The sequence below is a fragment of the Bacteroidota bacterium genome, assembly GCA_020161395.1.
Lineage (GTDB): Bacteria > Bacteroidota > Ignavibacteria > Ignavibacteriales > Ignavibacteriaceae > UTCHB3.
This window is the reverse complement of the sequence record JAIUOE010000002.1, coordinates 418,938-444,401: the sequence shown is the minus strand read 5'-3', so window position 1 is coordinate 444,401 and position 25,464 is coordinate 418,938. Positions and strand designations below refer to the sequence as shown.

Sequence of the window (25,464 nt, the reverse complement as noted above, 5' to 3'; positions counted from 1 at the left end):
ATCAAAGGACAATTTCGATTATCTGTGCATCTGCATCAACTGTGTCGCTGACGAGAGCATCAAAGAATACATTTATGTCGATTGTTGAAATGTTTTTCTGTTTACAGAATGCTTCAGCACCCTCATCCAGACCATTCTTCGTAATCAAAAGATACCTTTTCGAATAGTTGGAATAGAGGTTTTTGAATTTGAAGAACTGCGTTGAAGCGAGATTTACATCATACTTGTTCAACGGTTCATCCTGAAGAACCAGGTTTGCGTAAAGTACGGCACGGGCAGATTCGCTTACCACCACAATTTCAATTGTGTCTCTTCTGTTCCAAACAGAACCAACGCTCGTGATTTCGAACGGGAAGAGATACTGTATGTAAGGGCTTTTCTGATAGTCGTGAAAGATTTCTCTCACGAATATTCCGAGTCTGCTGTTTACATATTCACCCAGTTTGTCACTGATGGTAACAAGCATCTTGTCGTATTCGCCCATTTCAAAATTGATAATGTCGGGCTGGATAAATCTGAACCAGAAATTTTCAAAATAATTTCTGATAAAATATCTTCCGAATTTAGATTTTGCATCATCACTCGTGTTCACGGGGAGCTGTCTCTCGATAAGTCTCTTTTTCTTTTCGAGTTCATAAAGATATTTTGTCAGATTGGTAACCGGAATGTTTACGGTTTTTGCAATATCAGACATCTTTGTGAAGCCGGCGGCAATTGCCTGCAGGATTGAGAGATATATTTTGTTGCCTCTTGTGAAGTCATTGATAAGCAATTCCTTCAATTCGTAGGCGAGAGGTGCAAAATCGACAAATACCAGTTCCTTCAAAATGGTCTCAAGGTCTTTGTTCCACAGGTGGTGCCTCTCTATAAGAAAGTAATACTTTGGGAGACCGCCAAAAATAGTGTAAAGGTCGATAATTTGATTCGTTGACAATTTCGAATTGTTCATTCTGAAAATAACAATCACATCGGAGAGGCGGAAAGGAGTAAGTTTGATAAAGTGATTGTTAATCCGGAACAACGGGCTGTCTTCACCCTCAAATTTTCTTTTCATAAAATCGATATTTGAAGTGACAACGATCAGGTTGAGCATGGAATTTTTCGAGTGTGTGTCCCAGGCTCTTCTCAATTCGTCAAAAGCTTCAGATTCGATCAATTCAAAGTTATGAAACTCATCAATAACTATATTAACAGGTCTGTTTCGAGCGATATAGAACAGAAATTCGAAGAAGTTACCCCAACTTTGGAAATTAGGTATGAAACTGTCGGGAAATGTATAAGATTTCAGATACTCTGAAATATCCTGTAATTGCAGGAATGACGATTTGTTACTTATAGTAAAGTAAGCACCGGCATTTGCTCTCAGAAACTGTTTTATCAGTGTGGTTTTTCCAACTTTTCTTTTACCAACGAGGAGAGTAAAGTTGGAATGACCCACTGTATTCGCAGCAATCTGGTTTAAGTAGGCTAACTGGTTTTCTCTGAAATAAATTTTCATCTGAATAAACGGTTTTATTATTAATAAAGAGCGAATTAAATTTTCTGATTCTCAAATGTAAAGATATAAATTTATTACTAATTCTGGTATAATTATTAATTCCCTACTAAAAAAAATATTAATTTTAGCTGTTTTTTATGTTAGCCAATATCGTTAAATTAGCAGGTTACTTTTGAGCATAAACCATATAAATTATACAACAGTATCTTGAAACCTTAAGTTCCTGATCTGCTCAAAATAAACGATTCGCAGGTTCAGCCGGAATGTTACAGCTATATCAGTTCAGACATTCCAACAGCAAAAATACGAAGATTTGATTTGATGAATAAAAACGGAAAAAATAAAATGACAGAACTCTACAGGACCCTTTCGCGACTTAAAAAAGTTAATCCTGCTTTATACAAGGGGATTAAAGGTGGTGATCTGGTTCGACTCGACGAGAATCTTGATGGTAAGGTAATCGCATTTATGCGTGAAGCTGACGACAGTTATGTTCTTGCCTGTTTCAATTTATCCGGAGAAGAAAAAACGATTGAACTTCAGTTGGGTAATTACTCGGGAGTTTACACCGAGGCATTTTCCGGAGAGACTGAACAATTCGAGGACAGGATAAAATTAACCCTTTCGCCTTACGGGAATGCCATTTACTCAAAAAAATAGAGCATGACATTTCACTCCCTGCTTGAAAAATATGAACCTGTAATTGGATTGGAGGTTCATGCACAACTCAAAACAAAAACAAAGATATTTTGTGGCTGTTCAGCGGTTTTTTCAGAAAACCCGAACAGTAATCTCTGTCCGGTTTGTCTCGGACATCCCGGAACTCTGCCGGTATTAAACAGGCAGGCTGTCGAATTTGCCATCAGGCTCGGGATTGCACTCGATGCTGAAGTGAACCGCCATTCCATATTCGCCCGAAAAAATTACTTCTATCCTGATCTGCCAAAAGGATACCAGATTTCCCAGTTCTCGCTTCCTGTTGTCGGCAGGGGTGTTGTGAAAATCGAGTCGGAAGATGGCACAATAAAGGAGATTGGTGTAACAAGAGCTCATCTTGAGGAAGATGCGGGAAAATCAATCCACGACAGGGGAGAGAGCACTCTTGTAGATGTCAACAGGTGTGGAGTTCCTCTCATTGAAATTGTGAGTGAACCTGATCTGAGAAGTGGTGCCGAAGCCGCCGCATATCTTAAAAAGCTGCGACAGACACTTCTTTTCCTCGGCATTTGCGATGGCAATATGGAAGAGGGATCTTTGAGATGTGATGCCAACATTTCAGTAAGGTTGCGCGGTGAACAAAAACTGGGCACCAAAACAGAAGTAAAAAACATGAACTCGTTCCGGAATGTTGAAAGGGCAATCAATTTTGAGATTGAAAGACAGATAGACATTCTCGAGGATGGCGGAAAAATAGTGCAACAGACACTGCTATGGAATGCCGACAGAGGAATTGTAACCCCGATGAGATCGAAAGAGGATTCCCATGACTACAGATATTTCCCTGACCCGGATTTGATGCCGCTCGAAATAGACGATGACTGGTTTGAGAGGGTAAAAACATCACTGCCGGAGCTTCCTGATGCAAAGAGGATTCGCTATGAAACCGTTTTCAATCTTCCTCCATATGATGCCTCAATTCTGACTCAACAACCGGACTATACTCATTACTTTGAAGAATGTGTAAAATACACCCAAAATTACAAAGAGATTAGCAACTGGATAATGACTGAAGCTTTGAAGGTTGCCAATGAGGAAAAGATTTTACTTACCGGGTTCACCATAGAACCAAAACGACTGGCAGAACTCGTGAATCTCATCACTTCGGGGGTCATATCAGGTAAGATTGCCAAGGAAGTATTCGCCTTCATGCTGCAGGAACCGACGGATCCTCTGACAATTGTGGAGAGAGAGGGTTTGATGCAGATATCGAATACCGCTGAGCTTGAGCAGGTGGTTGAAAAACTCCTCGACGAAAATCCGGCACAGGTACAGGAGTATTTAAGCGGTAAGGAAAAAGTAGCAGGTTTCTTTGTGGGTAAAATCATGAGGGAAACCAAGGGTAAGGCAAATCCTGCCGTCGTCAACGAAATATTGCTTAAAAGTCTGAAAAACCGGGCTTGAAACCGGAAGGTCACAAAACTTTCAACCTCTTAATAACTCCTCTTTTCGTAAATTTACATTTTAATTTGGAGAAAAAATCTTGAATGTAAAAAAAGAGCTGAAGTCATTGCTTCAAGCTTTTGTTGCAGCACTCTTTATTATATCATTTTTCTTTCAGAACACCCGAATTCCCACTCCATCGATGGAGAGCACAATTTTAGTGGGTGATTTTGTTGTTGTCAACAAATTCATCTACGGAATCAATTCACCGAAATTCATTCCTTACACAGAGATTAAAATACCTCACTTCCGCTGGGATATCTTTACAGACCCTGACAGAGGTGACATTGTTGTCTTCGATTTCCCCGGCGAAAAAGGGGAATTCAGACCGAATCCTGAGAATATTCAGTATGTAAAAAGATGCATCGGCTTGCCCGGGGACACACTTGTCGTTCGTAGCAAGGTAGTATTTGTAAACGGTAAACCGGCACCACTTCCACCATACATTCAGTACGGGGCTTCTCAGAACGATCCAAGAATTGCTGCATACATGTTCCCGGGTTACGAGAACTGGAACCCTGACAATTTTGGTCCTTTTGTTGTGCCTAAAAAAGGCGCCAAGGTAAAACTTACGCCTCAGTCCGCAATCGGATGGCAGCACTTCATCAACAGGGAATTTGGTGAGGAAGTGGTAAAGATAACCAACGGTCAGGTGTTTATAAAAGACAAGGCAGTTGATGAGTACGAGTTCCAGGAAGACTACTATTTCATGATGGGTGATAACAGGGATGACTCTTCTGACTCAAGATTTTGGGGTCCCGTTGCACGCAATATGATCGTTGGCAAGGCGGTTTTTGTCCTGTTCTCCTGGGATAACAAGATCCCGTTCAGCGATCTTTTCCGTTTGCTGGGATCAATAAGAGGAGACAGGATTCTAAAAATACTCAACTAATGAGGGTAAAATGATTAACATTAATTATGAGAAATATTTCATGGACAATGGTCTTGAAGTAATTCTTTCAAGGGACAATCAAAATCCGATTGTTTCGATCAACCTGCTTTACAAAACCGGCAGTGCAAATGAAGGAAACCGTAAATCGGGACTTGCGCATCTCTTCGAGCACATGATGTTTCAGGGGTCTGTAAATGTTCCGAAAGGGAAACATTTTCACTATATTCAGGAGACCGGCGGTAACCTGAATGCCAACACAACATTCGACAGGACAGTATATTTCGACAAACTACCATCCACACACCTCGAACTCGGTTTGTGGCTCGAATCAGACAGAATGGGCTGGTTCCTGCCAGCACTTGTTCAGGAAACACTTTCAAATCAAATAGATGTAGTAAAAAACGAAAGACTGGAACGGTACGATAACGCACCCTACGGTCTTGGTTTCGAGAAGTTGTTGAAACTTGTGTATCCTGAAGGTCACCCTTATCGGAGACCCGTAATAGGATACATGAACGATATTTTATCGATTGATTTGGATGATGTAAGGGAATTTTTTAACACATTTTATTCTCCCTCCAATGCCACTCTTGTGGTTGGCGGAGATATCGAAATTGACCACGCAAAAGAACTCATAAACAAATATTTTTGTGAAATAAAAGGTACTGTCCCTCCACCTGCACCCGGAAAAGTGGAAGAATTTTCACTCCGGGAAACCGTAAAAGAAGTATTTGTCGACAAAGTTTACCTTCCAAAACTGATGTTTGCCTGGCCTTCAACAACTGCATTTACCCGCGAAGATATAGCTCTTGCTCTGACAGGCGATTTCCTGACTTCATCAAAAAACTCCCGTCTGCACAAAAAGTTTGTCTTTACAGATGAGTCTCTTCAAAACATCGAGTTTTCCAACTACACCGGGAAATATCACGGTATGAACCTTCTGACCGCCCTTGTGAAACCCGGAATTGATCCGGAAGAGATGGAGAAGGAGATAATTGATGAGTTGCACAAAGCGCTGAACAGCGAAATTTCAGCAGAAGAGATGCAAAGAATTAAATATAACTATAAAGTTCAAGCGATCTATAATATGCAGAGTGTGAATGCAATTGCTTCGCGAATGAACGAGTACAATTTTTACACAGGTAATCCAAATGAGATGGAGAATATCCTGAATACGATTGAATCCATCGATGCAGATGAATTGAAAGCTGTGGCACTAAAATATACAACTGAAAATTATGCCAGATTGTTGATTGTACCCGGAGGTGGAAAATGATAAAAACATTGGACAGATCAAAGGCGCCTGCTCCTGCGATAAAAAATGACTATGTTCCACCTGTATTCCCGGAATATTTCCTCGAGAATGGCTCAAGGGTGATATTTCAGAGGAAAGAGGGTCTGCCGATAACCGTGGTGACTTTCATTGTGGAAGCCGGATCAAAGTATGATCCCGTTGGCGGAGAGGGGCTTGCACAACTTACTGCGGCACTTCTCGATGAAGGCGCCGGAGAGTGGGATTCTCTGCAGCTTAATGCACTTCTCGAAAGCAGGGGACTGTCACTCAGTATAATGGCAGGAAGTGACAATTTTGAGGTGAGCATCAGCGGACTCTCCGATGACCTCGATTTGATGATGAAAATAGTGTCCGAGGTGGTTTACGATCCACATTTCAAACTTGAGGATTTTGAACGGGAGAGAGACAAGATCAGAAATGCAATCCAGCAGGCTAAAAACCAGCCACAGGCGATGGCATGGAGACTGTTTGGTAAAATCGTGCAGGGGAGACCTAATGCTTATACTTCTCAGGCTGCAACCGAAGAATCGATTGAGGAAATGACGCTTTCGGATGTCACCTTTTTCCATGCAGAAAGAATTGAACCCGTTAAACCGGTATTTACAGTCGTCACAGACCTTGAATGGTCCACCGTGGAAGACGCAATAAAGAGAAACTTTAAAGGGAGAATGGGAGTACACAATTGCGAAAAGGTTGACACAGACTACTCACTTCGTGATCTCAGGATCTACATTTTAGACAGAAAAGATGCTCCACAAACAGAAATGCTTGGTGGTTTTCCTTTGGATCCACTGAAGCTTTCAGTTGATGATCTGGCATTCACTCTGGTAAACAATATTTTCGGGGGACACTTCAACAGCAGACTCATTAAGAACCTGCGTGAAGAGAAGGGATTCACCTACGGGATTCACTCATTTATGTACATGATGAAATATTCGGGTCAGTATATCATAAGTACTTCAGTGGATACACAAAATACCGGAGCGGCACTTATTGAAATCCTGAAAGAAATGAATCTGATCAGAAAGAATATAACCGAAGAAGAGCTCGAGTTTGTTAAAAACCAGTCGACCCGGAGTGATACATTCATGTTTGAGACCTACGGCATGGTCTCTGCGCTGCAAAGGTCTCTCGTACAACGGGATTTGCCTCTTGATTACTTCAGTGTCAGCAGAAAAGGCTATGGTAAAATAAACATCGATCAGGCAATTACTGCCGCCAACAAATATATGCTGCTCGAAAACATGCAGATTGTGCTTGTCGGTGACATGGAGGAAATTGTAAAGACCATCCCCAAACCGTTAATGCGGGGAGTGGTAGAAGTTAATGACAAAGGTATGGTAGTAATCAGGGAGTAGCAGGGGCTGTTTGTCCGCCTGTCTCGAATGTTCCTGATATTTTAACCCCTTTTTTACGGAGTTTTTTTATCTCTCCCTCGAGCCAGATGATTGACTCAGGTTTCAGGATAAATACGAGATTGTGTTTCTTCCTGTTTTTTGAATATTCTTCATTAAAAGCATTCACAGTCTCCGTTGAATCGTTTCCACTTACAGGAATGAAAATATTCGATTTGATCAGCAGCTTCTTTTTCAATTCAAATTTTTCTTTGACAAAGGGAAGAATTACAGAATTGCCAAGAGCCGAGGAATGATCGACATAGAAGAATGCTGCATTCGGAAATGAGTTAATGAGACCGGATATTGTTGTTTCAATTCTTTTTTTAGGATGGTCTTCTGATATTCGAAATTCGAGATCGGCATCTTCACTTCCCACGAGGACGGCGTAGGGGAGCTGCTGATCGTCAAAGTCTTTCGATAAAACCTGGACACTTTTTGTGGGTTTCAGCAGAATGACATATGGCTCAGGGTAGTCTCTCAGATATTTTTTGGTTTCTTCGGCAGATTTTTCGTATCCGCTGATTACAATTGAAATGACCGGGGAAGGTCTGGTGTACCCCTTCTTCCTTTGTACCAAAAATGCATAGTCCAGAGTATCACTAAAAGGGATCGAAAAGAGAGTTCCTTTTTCCTTTTTACTATAGCCCGCCTTAACTTTTCCTTCGAATTCACCCAGCTTGTTGTATATGATATTTTCAATTGTCGGAAGAGGCAAATCTTCCGGTACAAAAAGTTTGTGGATTTTCTTTTTCTTTTTACTTTTCACATAAAAAGAATCGGGGATTGAGAACTCGGTCAGGGTTGCCTTTACAACAGAATCGACAATAAAGGGAGAGAGTGGTCTTTTTTTGACCGGAACAGCCTCTTCAACCACCTTTTTCTCTGCAGTTTTTGCCTCTTTGTAATTGAAAAAGACAAAGATATTGGCAACCACCAAAAGAACGATAATTACGAGTTTAAATTTGATCAACTGTGTGAACCCGGCAATTAATTCCCCTTAAATTCTGGCTTCCTTTTTTCAAGAAAAGCAGAAGTCCCTTCCTTAAAGTCACCCGTTCCCGCACTCAAGGCGAATAGGGATGCTTCAAAATCGAGTCCGGCATCAAGATTTAGCTCGTTAGTGGCGAGAACCGCACCAAGTGCGTAATTCAGAGCATGACCGGGCTTTTGAACGAGTTTTTGGGCGAATTCCATCGTCTTGTAGAGGAGTTCTTCTTTTTCATATACTTTATTCGCAAGCCCCATTTCAAAGGCTTCGGAAGCTGAGACTCTGTCGCCGCCGAGAATCATTTCAAGAGCTCTTCCGGTGTTCACGAGTCTGGCGAGCCGTTGAGTACCGCCGTATCCCGGAATAGTGCCAAGGTTCACTTCCGGCTGACCAAAAAAGGCATTAGCAGAGGCGAAGCGAATATGGCATGCAAGGGCAAGTTCACAGCCGCCACCCAATGCAAAACCATTTACTGCTGCAATAACGGGTTTTCCGAGAGTCTCAATTTTGGAAAAAATTCTCTGACCCTTGAGAGCAAATTTTCTTGCCTCTGAAACAGAGAGTTTTGCCAGCTCGGAAATATCAGCACCTGCGACAAATGACTTCTCACCGGCACCCGTAATAATAACCACTTTGACCTCAATGTTTTCTTTTACAAGATCGATGAGATTTTCCAATTCGGTCAACAAATCGCCGTTGAGGGCGTTTAGTTTGTCCGGCCTGTTAATTGTAATTGTGGCGATATTGTTTTCGAGAGAAAACAGAAGAAAATTGTAATTCATTTGAAATTTCCTGATTAGAATGAAACAAACAAAGGAAGTCTGACCCTCAAATCAAACGAAATGAAGTGACTGTCGTTATAAATGTTATAGGATGCCATTGCCTCAAGCACAAACGCAGAGACTCCAAATCCGGCACTTCCCCCAAACCGGACACCGTCTTCGATGTAACCGTTTTTATTAATTCCCTGTTTAAAATCGTGCAGTTCCTGAAAGATAACCATCGACCCTGAAACTTCGGCGATAGGGGTAAGCAGGAAAACATTCTTCAGAATCGGCGGGAAGTAGTGCCTGACTCCCACTGAGAGGGGGAGGTATTGCATGCTGTAATGGGAATATTCTGTATCCTGATAGAAGTCCTGACTGCCCGGGAACTGTTCAAAACCAATTCTTCCAAAGATGAAGTAGGGCATTATTTTGTTGTCCACATACGACAGCTCGGCGTTGAATCCGTAACCCATTATGGTTTTGGAGCTAAAATTGCCGAAAGGAACCCGGGGACCAACCCCAAGGGCAAAGAAATAGCCCTTCGCTCTGCTTTCACCCGGATCACCGGCAAAGGCATTAAAGGATAAAAGTAACAAAAGGAAAAAGGTAAGTTTTTTCATTAATTCACATGGAAATTTTTGGTGCCGACACCATAATCGAAAACAAGTTTTCCGCCGATCTCGGCTGTCTTATAAAGGAAATAGAGTCCGAGTGCCGATAAGGCAAGAAGAATCCGCGGTGCATTTACGACAAACTTCGAATCAGTTTCCTTTTTGATGTACATTTTTACGAAAAAGAGAAAATTAAGAACAAAGGCAGCAGAGAAGACAAAAGTAAGTGCTGTTGCAAAATCCTCATGAACTTCTATGAGTTCGGTAATCATCTTTATTTGAGGGTGTGACGAATTTGCCTGCACAAAAGATTGAAACGCACTGTTTCCTGTGAAGAGGGCAAATACCACACCGGCGATTCCACCGGCAAGCATCAAAAGTGATGATTTTGCAAGAACCTCATTTTTGTAAAAGTTGTAAATAATTAAAAGCAGCGGATAGATGCTGAGCAAAGCGACCGGGTAGTGAACTGCTTTTGGATGAATCTCTGCGAAAAAATCCAAATTCTGTTACCTCTCAAAATATTTTTTGGTTCTTCGATGTCTGTCAGAAAACATTAAATAGAGTTGTAAATATACAAAAGGAAGAGCAAGCCACCCAAATATTCCGAACGGCGGAAGGAATCTAATTTCATCCGACATTACAACGGCACCGTTATCACCGGAAAATTTGTGGTTGTGTTCCCAAAATTTGAAGGGACCTTTTTCCTGCAGGTCAGTAATCAGCCTGCCGGGAATTACCTCTGTAATTTTTATCAGCCATTCCTGCCGTAAGAAAAGAAAATCGATTTCGAGACTGACACTCGAACCTTTAATGAGTGGCTTTTCGCTCATTTCCACTTTTATTACTTTTGGAAACGGGGGAGAGATCACAGATATATTTGTGGTATCAAGGTGAAAATTAAATATTTTTTCCTTATCTGAATTGATCGTGACTGATTTTCTGAATGTGAGCAATATTATACCTGATATTTAATTTTGTATAGAAACAGCCCTTTTGCAGGCACCGAGCCGTACGCTTTTTCCCTGTTTTTGGAATTGAGGATGTCATTCATGTCATTTTCGGTTCCGCCTACTTTTGCCAGTCTCAACACCGTACCTGTTATAGCCCTTACCATACCGTGCAAAAATCTGTCAGCTTCTATGAAGACAACTACATTATCCTTTATCTGTGTCCATTTTAGTGTCTTTATGTTGCAATCGAAATTTTCACGGTCTTTGGCGTATTTAGTGAAAGAGGAGAAATCATGCGTACCGGTCAACGGACGGGATAAATTGTTTAAAAGTGACAAATCCAAAGGATAATGGTAATTGAAAACAAATCTGTAGTTAAATGGGGAAGGGGAGTTCGAGATAAAATAGATATACGATCTTGACAGAGCATCGAATCTTGAATTGAAAGATTCAGGGACTTCTTCCATGCTTTTAATTCTTATTGTGAAGGGGAGCATCGAATTAAGCGAGTGCTTGAATCGATAAAAATCGAGAGTTTGTTCACTCTTAAAATTGGCAACCTGACCGAGGGCATGCACACCCGTGTCTGTTCTGCCGGCGCCTGTTAGCACCACTTCATGTTTAAGAAGGACTTCAAGAGCTCTTTTGATTTCGCCTTGTACAGTTTTACCCTTGGCTTGAATCTGCCAGCCGTTAAAGTTTGATCCGTCGTATTGGATAATAAGTTTGTAGTTATTCATTCATTTTGCACAAGGGGAGAGTAAATTTAAAAAAAAGCGAGAGTAAATTTAATCAGAATGAACATAAAAAAAGGCTGCCTTTTCAGACAGCCTTGGTGAATAAACTTGAGTAATATCTTAGAAAGCGTAGCTTGCAGAGATATGTCCAAATGTATTAACAGCACCTGTTGAGAGGTTTTTGAAACCTTGTCTCAAAACTTCGTCATTAACTGTTGCATCGAGGTTGAAGGCACCGAATTTGAATCCGAGACCTAGTGTAACACCGGTTCTGTCGAACATGGTAGCAACTGTTTCATTTTTGGTTGTTGCGGTTGCTGCTGATTCCATTTTGTCTTTGTTGGTAGCAACTTTGTAACCAAGTCTTGCTTTCATCCATTCGGTAACTTTGAATTCTGCACCAAGATTCCAAACAGGGAACCACATATGGTTTCTTGTAAGTTCAGGTGAAGTTGATGTTGATTTGGCAGTCCATGATTCTGTAGCGAAGCTAACACCACCAGCGAGGAAAAGGTCGCCTGCGGTATAGTTGAGACCTGCACCAATAGCGAGGTTGCTGTATGAATCCATGTCGGTGCTGGTTCCGGCAACATCAACAGTTCCGCTCATTGTTGTGAATGAAGCTACAGGAACGAATGAGAAACCTTTACCAATGTTGTGGAAGTATCTTGCACCAATACCAATGGTTGAAGCAGAAACTTTATTTGTCTTGGCAGCTTCATTCTTGGCACTTCCGGAAACGAAAGCAAATGAGAAATCAAGACCGTTATCTTTTGAGAAATGCTGAATAAGTCCGAGGTTTAATCCAAGCTGTGAAGCTGAAGATTTGTCTGCAGTACCAGTAGCAGGTGTCAAATCGTTCTGTGTGGAAGCGAAGGAAACACCAAGACCAAGAACTGTAGCATCAGAAAGAGCATAAGCACCGAGAAGCTGGAAGTTGTTGTCGAGGTTGACAGCATTTCTTCCGGTTCCTGGTAAACCATTGAGGATGGTTACGAGGCTGTTTGTCATCGAAACACTCGAGATACCGGCACCCTTGAAGTCGTTTCTTGCAAGGATGGCACCGAGTGTAAGTTTGTTGTCAAGTGCAAAGTTGAATCCGGCGAACTGACCATCACCGTCATTAGCAGCAGCGGCTGAAGCACCGATATCACCCCAAAGGAAATTGCCATAATATTTGGCAAAAGCAGGGTTGTTTGTCATGTTAAAAGCGTCTACTAAAAATGGATTTGTTCCACCTTCTCCGCCCATTGCCTGTACTCTGGCGTAGCCGCCACTTTTTTCTTTAGGTACCAAACCTGACTGGGCATTGGTTACTGTAGCAAGAAATGCAACTAAAAGAACAAATGCAAATACTTGTTTCATATAATAACTCCTTATTGTGGATTGTTGAATGGAATTAAGTTTCCAAAAAGCAAAAAAAGCTTCAATGTAAATTAGACTTTACTCATTTAATATGCAAATAGTTTAAATTTTCGTTAAGTCTGTGTGCAACTGTTTATTATGTAAATAAAAAATTGCGATGCAAATATAACAAAAAAGCGAAATTAAAAGATGTTATAACAAGGAAAAAAGCAAAAAAATGGATGAATGGAGGATATAAATGACGAATGGGACAAAAAAAAGCTGCCTCAAATTTCTTTGGGCAGCTTTTAAGATCTAATTTATTGAGAGTCAGGTATCGATTTTTCGAATTAAAAAGCGATATCCGAATTTCATCTGCTTATTTCTGGAGAATCATTTTCTTCACTTCATTGAACTGACCGGCTACGAGTCTGTAGAAATATACACCGCTCGCAAGGCCCTTGCCATCGAAAGTAAATTTATGATATCCGGGTTTCAGTTGTCCATTATTCAGAACCTGAATCTGCTGGCCAAGGATATTATACACAACCAGTTTAACATCCTGAACTGATGGAAGAGTAAACTCAATCACAGTGGCAGGGTTGAACGGATTCGGATAATTCTGGAACAGCTTGAATTCTGTCGGAACTGTTGAATTTTCCTTGGCGGACAGGATAATGTCTGTTTTATATATATCACCGGCATCAGTACCTGCAACCACCTGGTTGGTTGAAGAATTGACAGCTATCGAGGAGATATTCTTCCCTGACAGACCAAAATCCATCCAGAAATCGGGTAGTCCTCTGAAGACAACCACAGGAAGCATATAAACACCCGAGCCCCAGGCACTTGCAAAGATATTGTTCATTGCATCGTGACCAATTGCATAGATATGCGAAGCGGTCATTCCTGAGGAAATTCTCTGCCATGAAGCACCGGCATCTTCACTTCTGATTACACCGTCGCCATAGGTTCCGGCATAAACAACACCGTTACCGTCAACGGTGAGTGACCAGATGAATCTGCTTACAGGGTTCGAATTCAGATGGATCCATGCGCCACTTCCGAGGGAGAGTTTGTGAACTCCGCCGCCCATTGTACCTGCATAGATGTCACCGTTGCTGTTTTTAGCAAGTGCATGAACAGCGAGATCGGTAAGACCGGTGCTGAATTCTGTCCAGCTTGATCCGAAGTCATCGGTATAATAGATACCACTTCCCCAGACACCGGCGTATATTGTTCCGCCGTTTCCAAGCAGCAGGGCTCTTACATCACGGTTACTCAAACCTGCCACAGACCATGTATTACCATTATCAGTTGAAGCATAGATTCCTGACTCAGTACCGGCGTAGATTTTTCCACCCGGAACCGAGATCAATGACCAGACATAGACAGAGAGCATATTTGAATTTATCAAAGTCCACTCTGCACCGCCGTTTGTCGATCTGTAGATTCCACCACCAAAGGTTCCTGCGAGCAGGTTGCCGTTTTGGTCTGTAACCATAGTAAGAATAATCTGGTTGAATCCTACAGTTGATACCTGTTGCCAATTGTAAGAAGAACCCGTAGTGTTGTTTACTTCTCTGTTGATAACGATGGAAGCAGAGCTCATGTCATCTTCATTTTTGTTATGGTTGTTCGGATGTGAGTCAGGGTCATTCTGAACAACAGCAACCACTTCTGCGGTATTCACAACAGTTGTGTCAACGGGGATATTGCCTCTGAAGAGTACGAGGTTGTACTGACCTTTTCCTTTTGCATTCTTTGCAACCATCTGACCGTTTTGTACACCGGAGATGAAGTTCACATCACTTCTTGGAGCAAGAATAGAGCCTCTGACATCGATATTGGAGATAGTTATGGAATCGGCTTCAACAAAGTTGTAAAGAACATTCGAATACGGAGTTCCATAAACATTCAGTCCGCCTTTCCAGTTGGCATACGATCCAAAAATGTTCACGAGGGCAGAAGCTCCATTGGGAACGCTGATCTCGAAATCGTTTGCCATCGAAAGTGTGTCAGCCCAGATCTTAAAAACATTCAATGACGGATTTGATCCGACCAATGAGAGTTTACCATACTGCAGTCCGGCAGAACCGTTTGTTCCATAGGCTGCAAACTGACTGCTAAGGTTCAACAGATAAGCTGATGCGGCAGGGAAATCGATAACTGAATCTTTTCTGAGCGTACCTTCAGTGATTGTGGCAAGGTAGGGAGTTACTTCGGCATAGTTTCCATACACCACATTACCGTTGTAAACTCTGCCTGATGTGAAGTAGAGGTTATGACCAACCACAAGCACATCTTCGGTACCGTTTGAATTCTGAAGTTTATCACCGATGCTGTAGTTACCTATTCTGCAGTCATTTCCAACAGCTACCTTGCCCTCTGTATCAGAGGAAGGAGCAGTATAGTCGTTCAGTACAAAAAGGTTGTAATTTTTTGCCACTCCAAGGTCGAATGAGAGTGAGTTCATCAGATTGATATTCACCCGTGCATTAATAACAAGTGTTGCACTTGCATTTGCAGCGAGTGATGCAACTGTCCACAGATTGGTATTGGAATCAAAACTTCCAACTGTCGGGCTGGAGCTGACATACACAATACCTGCGGGAAGAACATCGCTAACTTTGATTCCGGTTGCGGTTCCGGGACCTGCGTTGTTCAAAACTATAGTGTACTGGATAGTTTCACCGTTTTGCGGAGTTGGATTTGAAACCGATTTAATCAGGCTCAGATCGGCATCCGGAGAATTCGGTGGTGGACATACCCAGGGATACCAGTAGAGGTCTCTGCCAATACCGTTCTTAATCGGGTTACCATCGCAGTCGAGGATATTCATTCCATAGTGAATCTCAACCAGGGTATCGGTTGGTGAAATTCCGGGCCACCAGGCTTGCATTGTGAATGTGGTGTCACCGTAAATCCATTTCTGTGAATAATGGTCCTGTGTGCAAGGGTCGAATCCCGGAGGGCAGTTGTTCACATTCGAAGGTTTCACAACTCTCCAGGAGAGTTGAAGCTGCGCACGGGTATTCGGTGGCAACAAATTGACTGATCCGGTTATTGTAATCCACTGGGGAGTGTAAAGACAGATTGCAGAGTCGGGTCCAAGAGTGCCTGACCAGTCAGTGGCACAGGTTACAGGCACATAAGCTCCGGCATCCCATGTGAGGTCGGTTTGACCGGGGGCTAGAGTGATACAGACAGTTCTGCCTGTATTTGGATCGACATCAGAATCTTTGTTATCGTCTGAACCACGGTTTGATGGAGAAAAAACATATCCTGATGGAAGTGTAAATTCTACAACATAATCACCGGGTGTGAGATTGGTAAAAGAGTAAATTCCGCTGCTGTTTGTTGTTGTGGTAGCCACCTGATTAAGGCTGCAATTGAGCAACTTCACAGTAGCACCACTTATGCCCGGTTCGTTGTTATCCTGAAGACCGTTTGCATTGATATCTTTCCAGAAAAGATTTCCAAGAGAACCCTTCATAGTTAGAGGGTCATAAAGACCGGCGTCACGGGTTTCATCTTCATTTCCTGTCAGGAGGTTGAAACAAGCGGTTTTTCCGTCTGCTGGATTGGCGTCTGAATCTTTTTCATCGTCAGATCCGGCATCTTTTGTTGTAAAAACAAAACCGTTTGGTTTTATAAATTCAAGGTAGTATGATCCGGTCGGAAGTGTCTCAAAAAGATAATTTCCATTGGAATTGGTTACTTTGGTACTCAGTAGAGTACCATCACAAGTGTATAACTTAACGGTAACATTTGCGAGACCTGGTTCACCATCATTTTGGACACCATTGAAATTCAGGTCATTCCATACCCTATTGCCAATTTTTCCCTCAGGAAGCGGTACGGTGGTAAGACCCGCATCCCACGAAAGATCATTTTCGTTGGGTGAGAGTGTAGTACAGCCAGTTTTTCCGGTGGCTTCACTGACATCTGAATCTTTTGAATCGTCTGAACCTTCATTCTGATCTGTGAAAACATAACTTGAAGATGGTTCAAATTTTACATAATAATCTCCGGGGATGAGATTGCTGAAAAGGTAATTGCCACTTGAATTTGTGGTTGTGGTTGCGATCAGGTTGTTGTTGCAATCGTAAAGTTTAACCGTAACACCCGACACGCCACTCTCTCCGGCATCCTGAATGCCATCCTTGTCGGTATCAAGCCAAACCCTGTCTCCTACCGAAGCCTTGGGGTTGTAAGCAGTACATGCAGGCCCGGTTACAGTACCGTAATCAATATTTTGACCGGCTTTGGCGGCTATCTGCACCTGGGCTGTATCCCAGATTCCCGGCACGACAAGTGTATAAACCTTCGACTGACCAATTTTCTGTCCACAGTCCCACTTAAATCCGTATAATTGTGTGGTCGGGTCGGTACCGATGGCAGTCGGGCTTGGTGAACCCGTTACCCCGGTATGGTTGTTACAAAGCGCTATCACCCAGTGAGAGAGGTCTTTTCCGGAACCATCCCCTACCACGAGATAGGTAAAAGTTGTCCTGTTATTGGTGACATCCCAGGTTACGCCGTTAAGCGTCACATTGTAATCCAGCACTTTACTGCCGGCAAACAATGTCGGGGAGAACATCAAAAAGACAAAAAGAAAATTGTATAGAGTGATCTTGTTAGACCTCATAATATTATCCATGGTTAATTGTTTAAGAACCTTCAATTTTGATGCAAAAATCATACCAAAGGAAAAGCTCTTTTTTTGCCCCAAAATTGCTGTTTCTCATTTCAGGAGTGCCTCAAAATGAGAATTTATTCAGTTGAGTGTATAAAATAGAGGCAAATTAGCGGTGGAATATCGCAAAAAATAAAATAATATCCACTCCCAAAAGAGTGCCTTGAATAACCAGATCTTTATTGATATTTTTACAGGTTATTTTTCACAAATTAGACAAACATGAGTAAAATTATAAACGAGCCTGAAGAGCAGAGCATTACAGTCGAAATTCCGGAGATAATACCTGTATTGCCATTAAGGGATCTTGTCATTTTTCCATATATGATTTCACCTGTTCTGGTTGGCAGAGACCTCTCTGTAAACGCAGCCAATTTCTCACTAAACAACCACAGACTCATATTTCTTGCAGCCCAAAAAAATTCAAATATTGATGAACCGGGACCCGATGAGTTATATCGTGAGGGGACGATAGCGAAAATTGTTCAGACGATGAAACTGCCAAACGGATTGCTAAAAATAGTGGTCGACGGTCTGGTTATGGGGAAGATTAAGCATTTCACCTCCGAAACCGAGTATTTTGAAGCTGCAATTCAATTGCGGGAAGTGCAGATGTCGAACGATGCTGAGATCACCGCGCTGATAAGGCAGGCTGAAATCGCCTTCAAGGAGTATGCCTCGTTAAATAAAAATATTAATGCTGAAACTCTTGTCTCATTTGAGAACATTTCCGAACCCGACAGAAAACTCTATTTTGCTGCTGCGAACATTAACCAGGCAATCGACGGCAAAATGAAAATAATGAGGAAGGGGAAATTAAAAGACCAGTATTATGAGTTGATAAAACTTCTTCGTGGTGAGATTGAAATTCTTAAAGTTGAAAAGGAGATCGACCACAAGGTTCAGGAGAACATAGCAAAAACGCAAAGAAAGTTTATAATTCAGGAGCAGATCAAAATTCTACAGGAAGAACTTGGAGAAGATGATGCCCTTTCAGAGGAAGCGAAACTTCTCGAGAGCATCGAATCTGCCGGGATGCCAGAATCAGTGGAAGACAAGGCAATCGAAGAGTATAACAAGCTCTCGAAAATTCCTCCGATGTCGCCTGAATACACAGTTATCAGAAATTATCTCGACTGGCTGATAGCAGTTCCGTGGAAAAAGCGGACAAAAGACAAGCTCGATATTGCTCATGTGCAAAAAATACTTGATGAAGATCATTTTGGACTTGAGAAACCAAAAGAGAGAATAATAGAGCACATAGCTGTACTCAATCTCGTGAAGAACATGAGGGGACAGATTCTGTGTCTCGTAGGACCTCCGGGAGTGGGGAAGACCTCGCTTGGCAGATCGATTGCCCGTGCACTTGGCAGACAGTTTGTCAGGATAAGTCTTGGTGGTGTCAGGGATGAAGCCGAGATAAGGGGCCATCGCAAGACCTATATCGGTTCGATGCCCGGTAAGATAATTCAGTCGATGAAGAGGGCTGGTACTGTAAATCCCGTGATACTTTTAGATGAAATCGACAAACTTAGTTCCGATTTCAGAGGAGATCCTTCCTCGGCGATGCTTGAGGTACTTGATCCGGAACAGAATTTCGCGTTCAACGATCACTATCTCGAAGTTGATTATGATCTCTCGCAGGTTCTTTTTATAACTACAGCAAATGTAAGATATAACATCCCTCTGCCGCTTCAGGACAGAATGGAAATTATCGAGCTCTCGAGTTACCTTGAGGTTGACAAACTTGAAATAGCCAAGCGACACATCATTCCTAAACAGATAAAACTGCATGGATTGGGGAAAGCCAAGGTGAAGTTTGAGGATGAGGCGATTCTTGAGATAATAAATAATTACACCCGCGAATCGGGAGTAAGGAACATGGAGAGGGAAATCACGGGTGTTCTTAGAAAAGTTGCCAAAGATTTTGTGGTAAAGATTCAGACACACGAGAAAAACTCGAAGAAACCGAATATCATTACACCTGCAATTGTGGAAAAATATCTCGGTGCCCCTCGCTACAAAAAACATATTTATGAAAAAGGTGCGAGAACAGGAAGTGTAACAGGACTTGCATGGACGAGTGTTGGAGGTGACATCCTGAAGGTTGATGTGACAGTAATGCACGGCAAGGAAAAACTTACACTTACCGGTCAGCTCGGCAATGTGATGAAAGAGTCAGCACAGGCCGGTTTGAGTTTCATCAGGTCGAATGCCGAAAAATTTGGTCTTAAACCCGATTTTCTTCTTAATAAAGAGATACACATCCATTTGCCTGAGGGAGCGATTCCAAAGGATGGACCATCTGCCGGAATCACCATGATCATGGCGATGCTCTCTGCGTTTTGGGAGATTCCTGCGAGCGACACAGTTGCAATGACGGGTGAGATTACGCTTAGAGGTGAAGTTTTACCAATCGGCGGACTCAATGAAAAACTTCTTGCTGCCAGAAGAAACGGTTATAAAACAGTTCTGATTCCGAATGACAATACAGCGGATGTGGCAGAAATACGAGCCAACATCACAAAGGACCTTGTCATCGTTCCGGTCGAAACTGTTGAGGAGGCTTTGGACTGGGTTTTCCCTGACTGGAAAACGACAGTTGCCGGGAAAATTGAGAAAAATGCCGAAACAGTTTCTGAAGTGAAAAAGAAACGCCGGACTCCGGCGGAAAGTCTCAATTAAATGAGTTCCGAGTTGAATTTACCCGTTTCTGCAGTCAGAGAGGAAGTATATAAATCCCTTCTTGAGCAGATGCCTCATTTGATTCAGGAGGCGGATCACTGGTTGGCGTCGCTCTCCAATTTCACTGCGATCATTAAAGAGAGCTTCCCGAGGGTCAGTTGGGCGGGATTTTATCTCGTCAAAGATGGGAAACTGATACTCGGTCCGTTTCAGGGGAAGCTTGCCTGCACCGAAATTCAACCGGGAAAGGGAGTATGCGGAAAGGTAATGGTAACCAGGGAGACGGAGATTGTGGAAAATGTTCACAATTTTCCGGGGCATATTGCATGTGATTCAGGGAGCAATTCCGAGATCGTGGTGCCGCTTCTAAAAGAGGGAAAACTTTACGGGGTGCTCGATCTCGACAGTTACGATTTTTCCACTTTCAACGATACTGACCGATTATATCTTGAGCAGCTTGTTGCACTGTTATTGTCAAAAACAACAATTCCAAACATTTAAGAAGAGATTATGAGCTTTCAGGTTTCAGCACGGAAATACAGACCCCAGACATTCGAGACTGTTCTTGGACAGGAGCATGTGACAGTCACTCTCAGAAATGCGATAATACGCGGAAGAATAGCTCATGCCTACCTGCTCACGGGACCCCGGGGCGTGGGAAAGACGACGACTGCAAGGATAATTTCCAAATCGATCAACTGTCTTAATCCGGTGGAAGCCGAGCCCTGTAATGTGTGTGCGAATTGCCTTGCAATACAATCAGGACAGTCGATAGATTTTATTGAAATCGATGCCGCCTCGAACAGGGGAATTGATGAAGTCCGTTCCCTGACAGAATCAGTCAGATATGCACCTGTTACCGGCAAGTACAAAGTGTATATTATAGATGAGGTTCACATGCTCACCAAGGAATCGTTTAACGCATTCCTGAAAACTCTGGAAGAACCACCCGAGCATACCATTTTTATTTTTGCCACTACTGATGTCCACAAAGTACCGATTACCATCATTTCGCGCTGTCAGAGATATGATTTCCGCAGAATTCCCCTTGACATCATAAAAGAAGGTCTCAGGGAGATTGCTGAAAAAGAAAATATTGAGATTGATGACAAAACCCTCACACTTATAGCTAAAAAAGCTGACGGGGGAATGAGGGATGCCGAGAGCTTTTTCGATCAGGCTGCCGCATTCTCGGGTGATAAAATTGATTATTCGTCCGTAATAAAGGTTTTCAATTTTATTGATGAAGACATTTACTTTGAAGTGACAGACGGGTTGATCAACAAAGATTTTAAGATGCCATTCTTCGTCTGCGACCGTGTTTACAAAAACGGCTGGAGTTTTATCGACTTCTTTAACGGTTTGCTTGAGCATTTCAGGAACATTCTTTCAGTGGCTGCCACGAAAGACACTTCACTGATTGAAAGTGCTGCGGTATATTTCGAGAGATATGTGAAGCTCGCAAAATATTTTTCCGAAGGTGACCTCTTGAGGGTGATGAACTATCTAAGCAGATTGCTCTCAGAACTAAGGTATTCGCAAAATCACAAGTTGAGAAGTGAACTCGCCCTGAGTCAGATAACGGGATTTGAGACTTCTGAGACGATTTCCGGTCTTGTGGAGATACTGTCGAAGACCAATTTTGGAGAGAATGTCACTGTTACCAGACCTGAAACAGAAATAAGGAATCCCGAACAGGACGAAGAAAAAAAAAAGCCTGAACCAGCCGGAGTAGCAGAGGCAACTCCCGTTTCAGATCTGAAAAATCAGGAACTGGAATCGGAAATTGAACAGGAATACGAGAACATCATGGAAGAAACCATGGTTGAGGGGTATCCTGAAGAAATTGATGAGCCGGTGGTAAATGAGGTTCCTCTCGCAGAAGAGAAGAAGTTTTTCGCATCCCTCGCAAGGAAAAAAGAAGAAATCATCCATGACAAGGAAGAAACAGACCCCTATGTCCTTTTTATAAAAGAGAAGTTTGGCGGCAGGGAAATCTAATTCACCACCAACTCATAATTCATAATTTATAACTCATAACTCCTTTGCTTTATTCCAAAGATCGAACATCTCCTGAAGCGATGCATCGGAAGGTATCCGGTTTGATTTTGCGAGTTCCTGTTCAATAAAACCGAAACGGGTTTCAAACTTTTTATTCGCTTTGTTTAATGCATTTTCAGGGTTTATCTTTTTGAATCTTGCATAGTTTGTGAGGGCAAACAGATAATCACCGAACTCCTCTTCAAGTTTGTCAAAGTCTCCCGATAGCTCGGCTTCTTCAAGTTCACCCCGCTCTTCGAGCATCTTTTCTTTCACTTCGTCAATACTCTGCCATTCAAATCCTGTTTTTGCTGCTTTTTCCTGCATGCGGTATGCCTTGTGCAGTGCAGGCATGGAGACGGGAATGCCCGAGAGAAGGGATTTTTTCCCTTCAGCCATTTTGATTGCTTCCCAGTTTTTCATCACTTCAGTTGTATTCTCCACTTCCACATTCCCAAAAACATGCGGGTGGCGACGGACCAGTTTGTCTGAAATTCCCTGAACTACATCATCCAGAGTGAAATGCCCGTCTTCCTCCGCTATAACAGAGTGAAAAGCAACATGGAGGAGAAGGTCGCCGAGCTCCTCTTTCAGTTCTTTAAAATCTTTATTATTAATGGCATCAAGTGTTTCATATGCTTCTTCGATGGTCGCCATTTTGATCGAATCGTTGGTTTGTTCTCTGTCCCATGGACATTCCTTTCTTAACCGCCTTAAAATATCGATAAATTCCTTAAATTTAAACTCTGTCATACATACTTTCCGGAATTGTGTGTAATTGAACAAAAATGAAATCAGTAACTTAAAGTTAGATAATATTATGATAAACGAAAAACTGTCAGAACTTGGAATTGTCATTCCTGATGCTCCAACACCTCTCGCAGCTTATGTACCCGGTCAGATTGTCGGGAATTTGCTTTATACTTCAGGACAGGTCGCACTTCAGCAGGGGACGATTGCTTACAGAGGGAAAGTTGGTGGCAATCTTTCTGAAGAAGAAGGAATTGCAGCCGCACGGATTTGTGCAATAAACTGCCTCGCTGTTGCAAAAAAACTGCTCGGCGATCTCGATAAAATTGAGCGAATTGTTAAATTAACGGTTTTTGTGAACTGTGTGGATGGATATGCCAATGAACCGAAAATTGCCAACGGAGCATCTGAATTGCTCGTTGAACTTTTCGGTGACAACGGCAAGCATACAAGAAGTGCCGTTGGAGTGAGCGGGCTTCCTCTTGATTCCGCAGTGGAAATTGAAATGATTGCATTATTAAAGTAAGAAACCATGTCAGAAAGCCTGAGTAAAAACCGTGTCATTTTCCTCGACCTGCTAAGGGCAGTGGCAATTATCCTGTTGATTTTTGCGCTGAATCTGGATCATACACTTGCACCTGAATTCAAAAACACCAATGATTTCCTTTTGAATTACTGGCAATACATCAATACGCTCATTGTTCCGTTTTTTATTTTTACTTCAGGCACTCTCTTTATGTACCTCTACAAGACCCAGGGACTTCCTTTTAAGGAGAATCCGTTGGTAAAGAGGGTCATAAAAAGGGGATTCCTGTTGATTCTTACAGGATACCTTCTCAATTTTCACGGATTCAGACGGCTGTATAACGGAGAATCCATAACTGAGGCTGACTGGCAGCAATTTTTAACTGTTGACATACTGCAGATTCTTGGTGCATCGATGCTCTTCACCATTTTCATTTTGTGGATGGCATCGAAACTCCCTTTTCAGATTAAATATATTATAGGATTCGTCTCCATCCTGATCCTTCTTTTGACGGTTGTGTTTGAATTGTTGAATGTTGGCAGGATACTTCCACTGTGGGCGGGAGCTTATTTTACAAGGTCTGTCGGGTCTGCATTTACATTCTTCCCCCATGCTTTCTATTTTACAGCGGGATGCTGTGCGGGTTGTTTTATATCGAGTAACCCTTCGTCGTTCGAGGACCTTACAGGTGTGAGGAAATTGCTGATTGCAGGATTGCTGCTGATTATTTTTTCATTTATCCTGCAGCTTGCATTCGATGCGCTTCCTCTGGAAAGTGCCACTACAACAGGAATGGTTGTCAGAGTCTCACGGAAAGCGGGACTTATAATCATGGGACTGATCGCTGTCATTCACACTTCGATCATTCTTGAGCAGAATCCAAAAATATTTATTTTAATGGCAAGAAATACACTGCTGGTGTATGTTATCAACAAGTTATTGATCGATTACACTCCGTTGAGTATTTATTTTACCAGGGACTATACTGTCCAGGAATCATTCCTTGTTTCACTCGGAACCACTTCACTTATGATTTTAATTGTGATTATCCTGAACAAACTAAATTTTAAAAACTTCTCGATGATGAGAGGGTAAATGGGAAAGAATTCAACTCTCGATCCAACAATCACCGGCGAAGAAAAAGAACTTGAGAGGAATCTTAGACCCTCCTCTTTTACAGGTTTCCAGGGTCAAAAAAAGATAGTCGATAACCTGAAGGTCTTTATTGGTGCTGCAAACAACAGAGGGGAATCCCTTGATCACACTCTTTTAACCGGACCTCCGGGACTTGGTAAAACCACACTTTCGAATATCATTGCGAATGAATTAAAGGTACCAATCAAGCTGACTTCGGGTCCTGTACTGGAAAAGCCGGGCGACCTTGCGGGCATTTTAACCGGACTTGAGGAGAGAAGTGTCCTTTTCATCGATGAAATTCACAGACTTTCCCCCGTAGTCGAGGAGTACCTTTATTCTGCAATGGAAGATTTTCGGATTGATATCATGATCGAGAGCGGTCCTGCTGCGAGAACTGTGCAGATCAGCCTTCCGAAGTTCACACTTGTGGGTGCCACTACGAGAGCCGGCATGCTGACCTCTCCACTTCGGGACAGATTCGGGATAAATTTCAGGCTGGACTATTACGATAATGAAACCCTGAAAGGAATCATTGAGCGGTCTTCTTCAATACTTGGTATAAAGATAAACCCCGAAGCTGCTCTTGAAATTGCAGGCAGATCGCGTGGCACACCAAGAATTGCAAACCGCCTTCTGAAAAGGACGAGAGACTTTGCCGACTACCTCAAGAAAGCAACCATAGATATGGAAGTTGCCGAAACTGCCCTTACTGCCCTCGATGTTGACAAGTTCGGGCTTGATGAGATGGACAAAGACATAATCATGTCGATAATCGAGAAATACGGCGGGGGTCCCGTCGGACTTACTACCATAGCAGTGGCAGTAGGTGAAGAGAAGGACACAATAGAAGAAGTTTATGAACCATTCCTGATCCAAAGAGGGTTTTTACAAAGAACCCCGAGAGGAAGGATTGCCACAGAATTTGCATACAGACATTTTAACAAACCTTTCAGGAGAGACCAGGTCTCTTTATTTGATGAGTAAAC

At 42.4% G+C, this 25,464-nt stretch carries 21 protein-coding genes; 11 read left to right on the top strand and 10 right to left on the bottom strand.

The features are described from left to right. Position 1 precedes the first annotated feature (1 nt). Entirely contained in the window at positions 2-1,498 is a 1,497-nt protein-coding gene (locus LCH52_04470) for an AAA family ATPase (GenBank protein MCA0387728.1), read from the bottom strand. A gap of 345 nt (positions 1,499-1,843) precedes the next feature. On the opposite strand from LCH52_04470, the gene LCH52_04465 reads away from it, so the two are divergent. From LCH52_04465 to LCH52_04445, 5 genes are all read left to right on the top strand, one after another. Further along, on the top strand, positions 1,844-2,158 hold the full coding sequence (locus LCH52_04465; GenBank protein MCA0387727.1) for an alpha-glucosidase C-terminal domain-containing protein: 315 nt from the start codon (positions 1,844-1,846) through the stop codon (positions 2,156-2,158). Positions 2,159-2,161: 3 nt separating this feature from the next. After that, the gene (gatB, locus tag LCH52_04460; GenBank protein ID MCA0387726.1) at positions 2,162-3,619 is read left to right on the top strand and encodes an Asp-tRNA(Asn)/Glu-tRNA(Gln) amidotransferase subunit GatB; all 1,458 of its coding nucleotides are present in this window, start codon (positions 2,162-2,164) and stop codon (positions 3,617-3,619) included. A 79-nt stretch (positions 3,620-3,698) separates the two neighbouring features. Next, the gene (gene lepB, locus LCH52_04455; GenBank protein ID MCA0387725.1) at positions 3,699-4,550 is read left to right on the top strand and encodes a signal peptidase I; all 852 of its coding nucleotides are present in this window, start codon (positions 3,699-3,701) and stop codon (positions 4,548-4,550) included. Positions 4,551-4,560: 10 nt separating this feature from the next. Further along, positions 4,561-5,826: an insulinase family protein gene (locus LCH52_04450; GenBank protein MCA0387724.1), complete on the top strand. Its 1,266-nt coding sequence runs from the start codon at positions 4,561-4,563 to the stop codon at positions 5,824-5,826. Next, positions 5,823-7,202 carry an insulinase family protein gene (locus LCH52_04445; protein ID MCA0387723.1) on the top strand — a complete coding sequence of 460 codons (1,380 nt, stop codon included), beginning with the start codon at positions 5,823-5,825 and terminating at the stop codon, positions 7,200-7,202. Before LCH52_04450 ends, LCH52_04445 begins: the two co-directional genes overlap by 4 nt. On the opposite strand, the gene LCH52_04440 is transcribed toward LCH52_04445, so the two are convergent. The 8 genes from LCH52_04440 to LCH52_04405 form a co-directional block, all read right to left on the bottom strand. Beyond that, a complete protein-coding gene (locus LCH52_04440) occupies positions 7,192-8,211 on the bottom strand; it encodes a hypothetical protein (GenBank protein MCA0387722.1) in 1,020 nt (339 codons plus the stop codon). The two genes, LCH52_04445 and LCH52_04440, sit on opposite strands and share 11 nt — an antisense overlap. A gap of 17 nt (positions 8,212-8,228) precedes the next feature. Further along, positions 8,229-9,011, bottom strand: coding sequence for an enoyl-CoA hydratase/isomerase family protein (locus tag LCH52_04435; GenBank protein ID MCA0387721.1), 783 nt, complete (start codon positions 9,009-9,011; stop codon positions 8,229-8,231). Positions 9,012-9,025: 14 nt separating this feature from the next. Then, a complete protein-coding gene (locus LCH52_04430) occupies positions 9,026-9,616 on the bottom strand; it encodes a hypothetical protein (protein ID MCA0387720.1) in 591 nt (196 codons plus the stop codon). Then, entirely contained in the window at positions 9,616-10,110 is a 495-nt protein-coding gene (locus LCH52_04425; GenBank protein ID MCA0387719.1) for a hypothetical protein, read from the bottom strand. The genes LCH52_04430 and LCH52_04425 overlap by 1 nt, the downstream gene beginning before the upstream one ends. Before the next feature lie 6 nt (positions 10,111-10,116). Next, positions 10,117-10,563 carry a hypothetical protein gene (locus tag LCH52_04420; protein MCA0387718.1) on the bottom strand — a complete coding sequence of 149 codons (447 nt, stop codon included), beginning with the start codon at positions 10,561-10,563 and terminating at the stop codon, positions 10,117-10,119. A gap of 2 nt (positions 10,564-10,565) precedes the next feature. Continuing rightward, the gene (gene truA, locus LCH52_04415) at positions 10,566-11,300 is read right to left on the bottom strand and encodes a tRNA pseudouridine(38-40) synthase TruA (protein ID MCA0387717.1); all 735 of its coding nucleotides are present in this window, start codon (positions 11,298-11,300) and stop codon (positions 10,566-10,568) included. A 117-nt stretch (positions 11,301-11,417) separates the two neighbouring features. Next, a complete protein-coding gene (locus tag LCH52_04410) occupies positions 11,418-12,662 on the bottom strand; it encodes a hypothetical protein (GenBank protein ID MCA0387716.1) in 1,245 nt (414 codons plus the stop codon). A gap of 358 nt (positions 12,663-13,020) precedes the next feature. Beyond that, positions 13,021-17,292 (bottom strand): choice-of-anchor A family protein, encoded by a 4,272-nt coding sequence (locus tag LCH52_04405; protein MCA0387715.1) that lies wholly within the window; start codon positions 17,290-17,292, stop codon positions 13,021-13,023. 270 nt (positions 17,293-17,562) lie between these two features. On the opposite strand from LCH52_04405, the gene lon reads away from it, so the two are divergent. The 3 genes from lon to dnaX are packed head-to-tail and all read left to right on the top strand — an operon-like array spanning position 17,563 to position 22,026. Further along, the gene (gene lon / locus LCH52_04400) at positions 17,563-20,025 is read left to right on the top strand and encodes an endopeptidase La (protein ID MCA0387714.1); all 2,463 of its coding nucleotides are present in this window, start codon (positions 17,563-17,565) and stop codon (positions 20,023-20,025) included. Further along, a complete protein-coding gene (locus LCH52_04395) occupies positions 20,026-20,526 on the top strand; it encodes a GAF domain-containing protein (GenBank protein ID MCA0387713.1) in 501 nt (166 codons plus the stop codon). It abuts the gene before it with no gap. Between the two features lie 9 nt (positions 20,527-20,535). After that, positions 20,536-22,026 (top strand): DNA polymerase III subunit gamma/tau, encoded by a 1,491-nt coding sequence (dnaX, locus tag LCH52_04390; protein MCA0387712.1) that lies wholly within the window; start codon positions 20,536-20,538, stop codon positions 22,024-22,026. A gap of 33 nt (positions 22,027-22,059) precedes the next feature. On the opposite strand, the gene mazG is transcribed toward dnaX, so the two are convergent. Next, the gene (gene mazG / locus LCH52_04385; protein ID MCA0387711.1) at positions 22,060-22,818 is read right to left on the bottom strand and encodes a nucleoside triphosphate pyrophosphohydrolase; all 759 of its coding nucleotides are present in this window, start codon (positions 22,816-22,818) and stop codon (positions 22,060-22,062) included. 67 nt (positions 22,819-22,885) lie between these two features. On the opposite strand from mazG, the gene LCH52_04380 reads away from it, so the two are divergent. The 3 genes from LCH52_04380 to ruvB are packed head-to-tail and all read left to right on the top strand — an operon-like array spanning position 22,886 to position 25,462. Beyond that, complete coding sequence (locus LCH52_04380; protein MCA0387710.1) at positions 22,886-23,341, top strand: RidA family protein; 456 nt, start codon at positions 22,886-22,888, stop codon at positions 23,339-23,341. Positions 23,342-23,347: 6 nt separating this feature from the next. Continuing rightward, the gene (locus LCH52_04375) at positions 23,348-24,436 is read left to right on the top strand and encodes a DUF1624 domain-containing protein (protein ID MCA0387709.1); all 1,089 of its coding nucleotides are present in this window, start codon (positions 23,348-23,350) and stop codon (positions 24,434-24,436) included. Continuing rightward, entirely contained in the window at positions 24,437-25,462 is a 1,026-nt protein-coding gene (ruvB, locus tag LCH52_04370; protein MCA0387708.1) for a Holliday junction branch migration DNA helicase RuvB, read from the top strand. Positions 25,463-25,464: the final 2 nt, after the last annotated feature.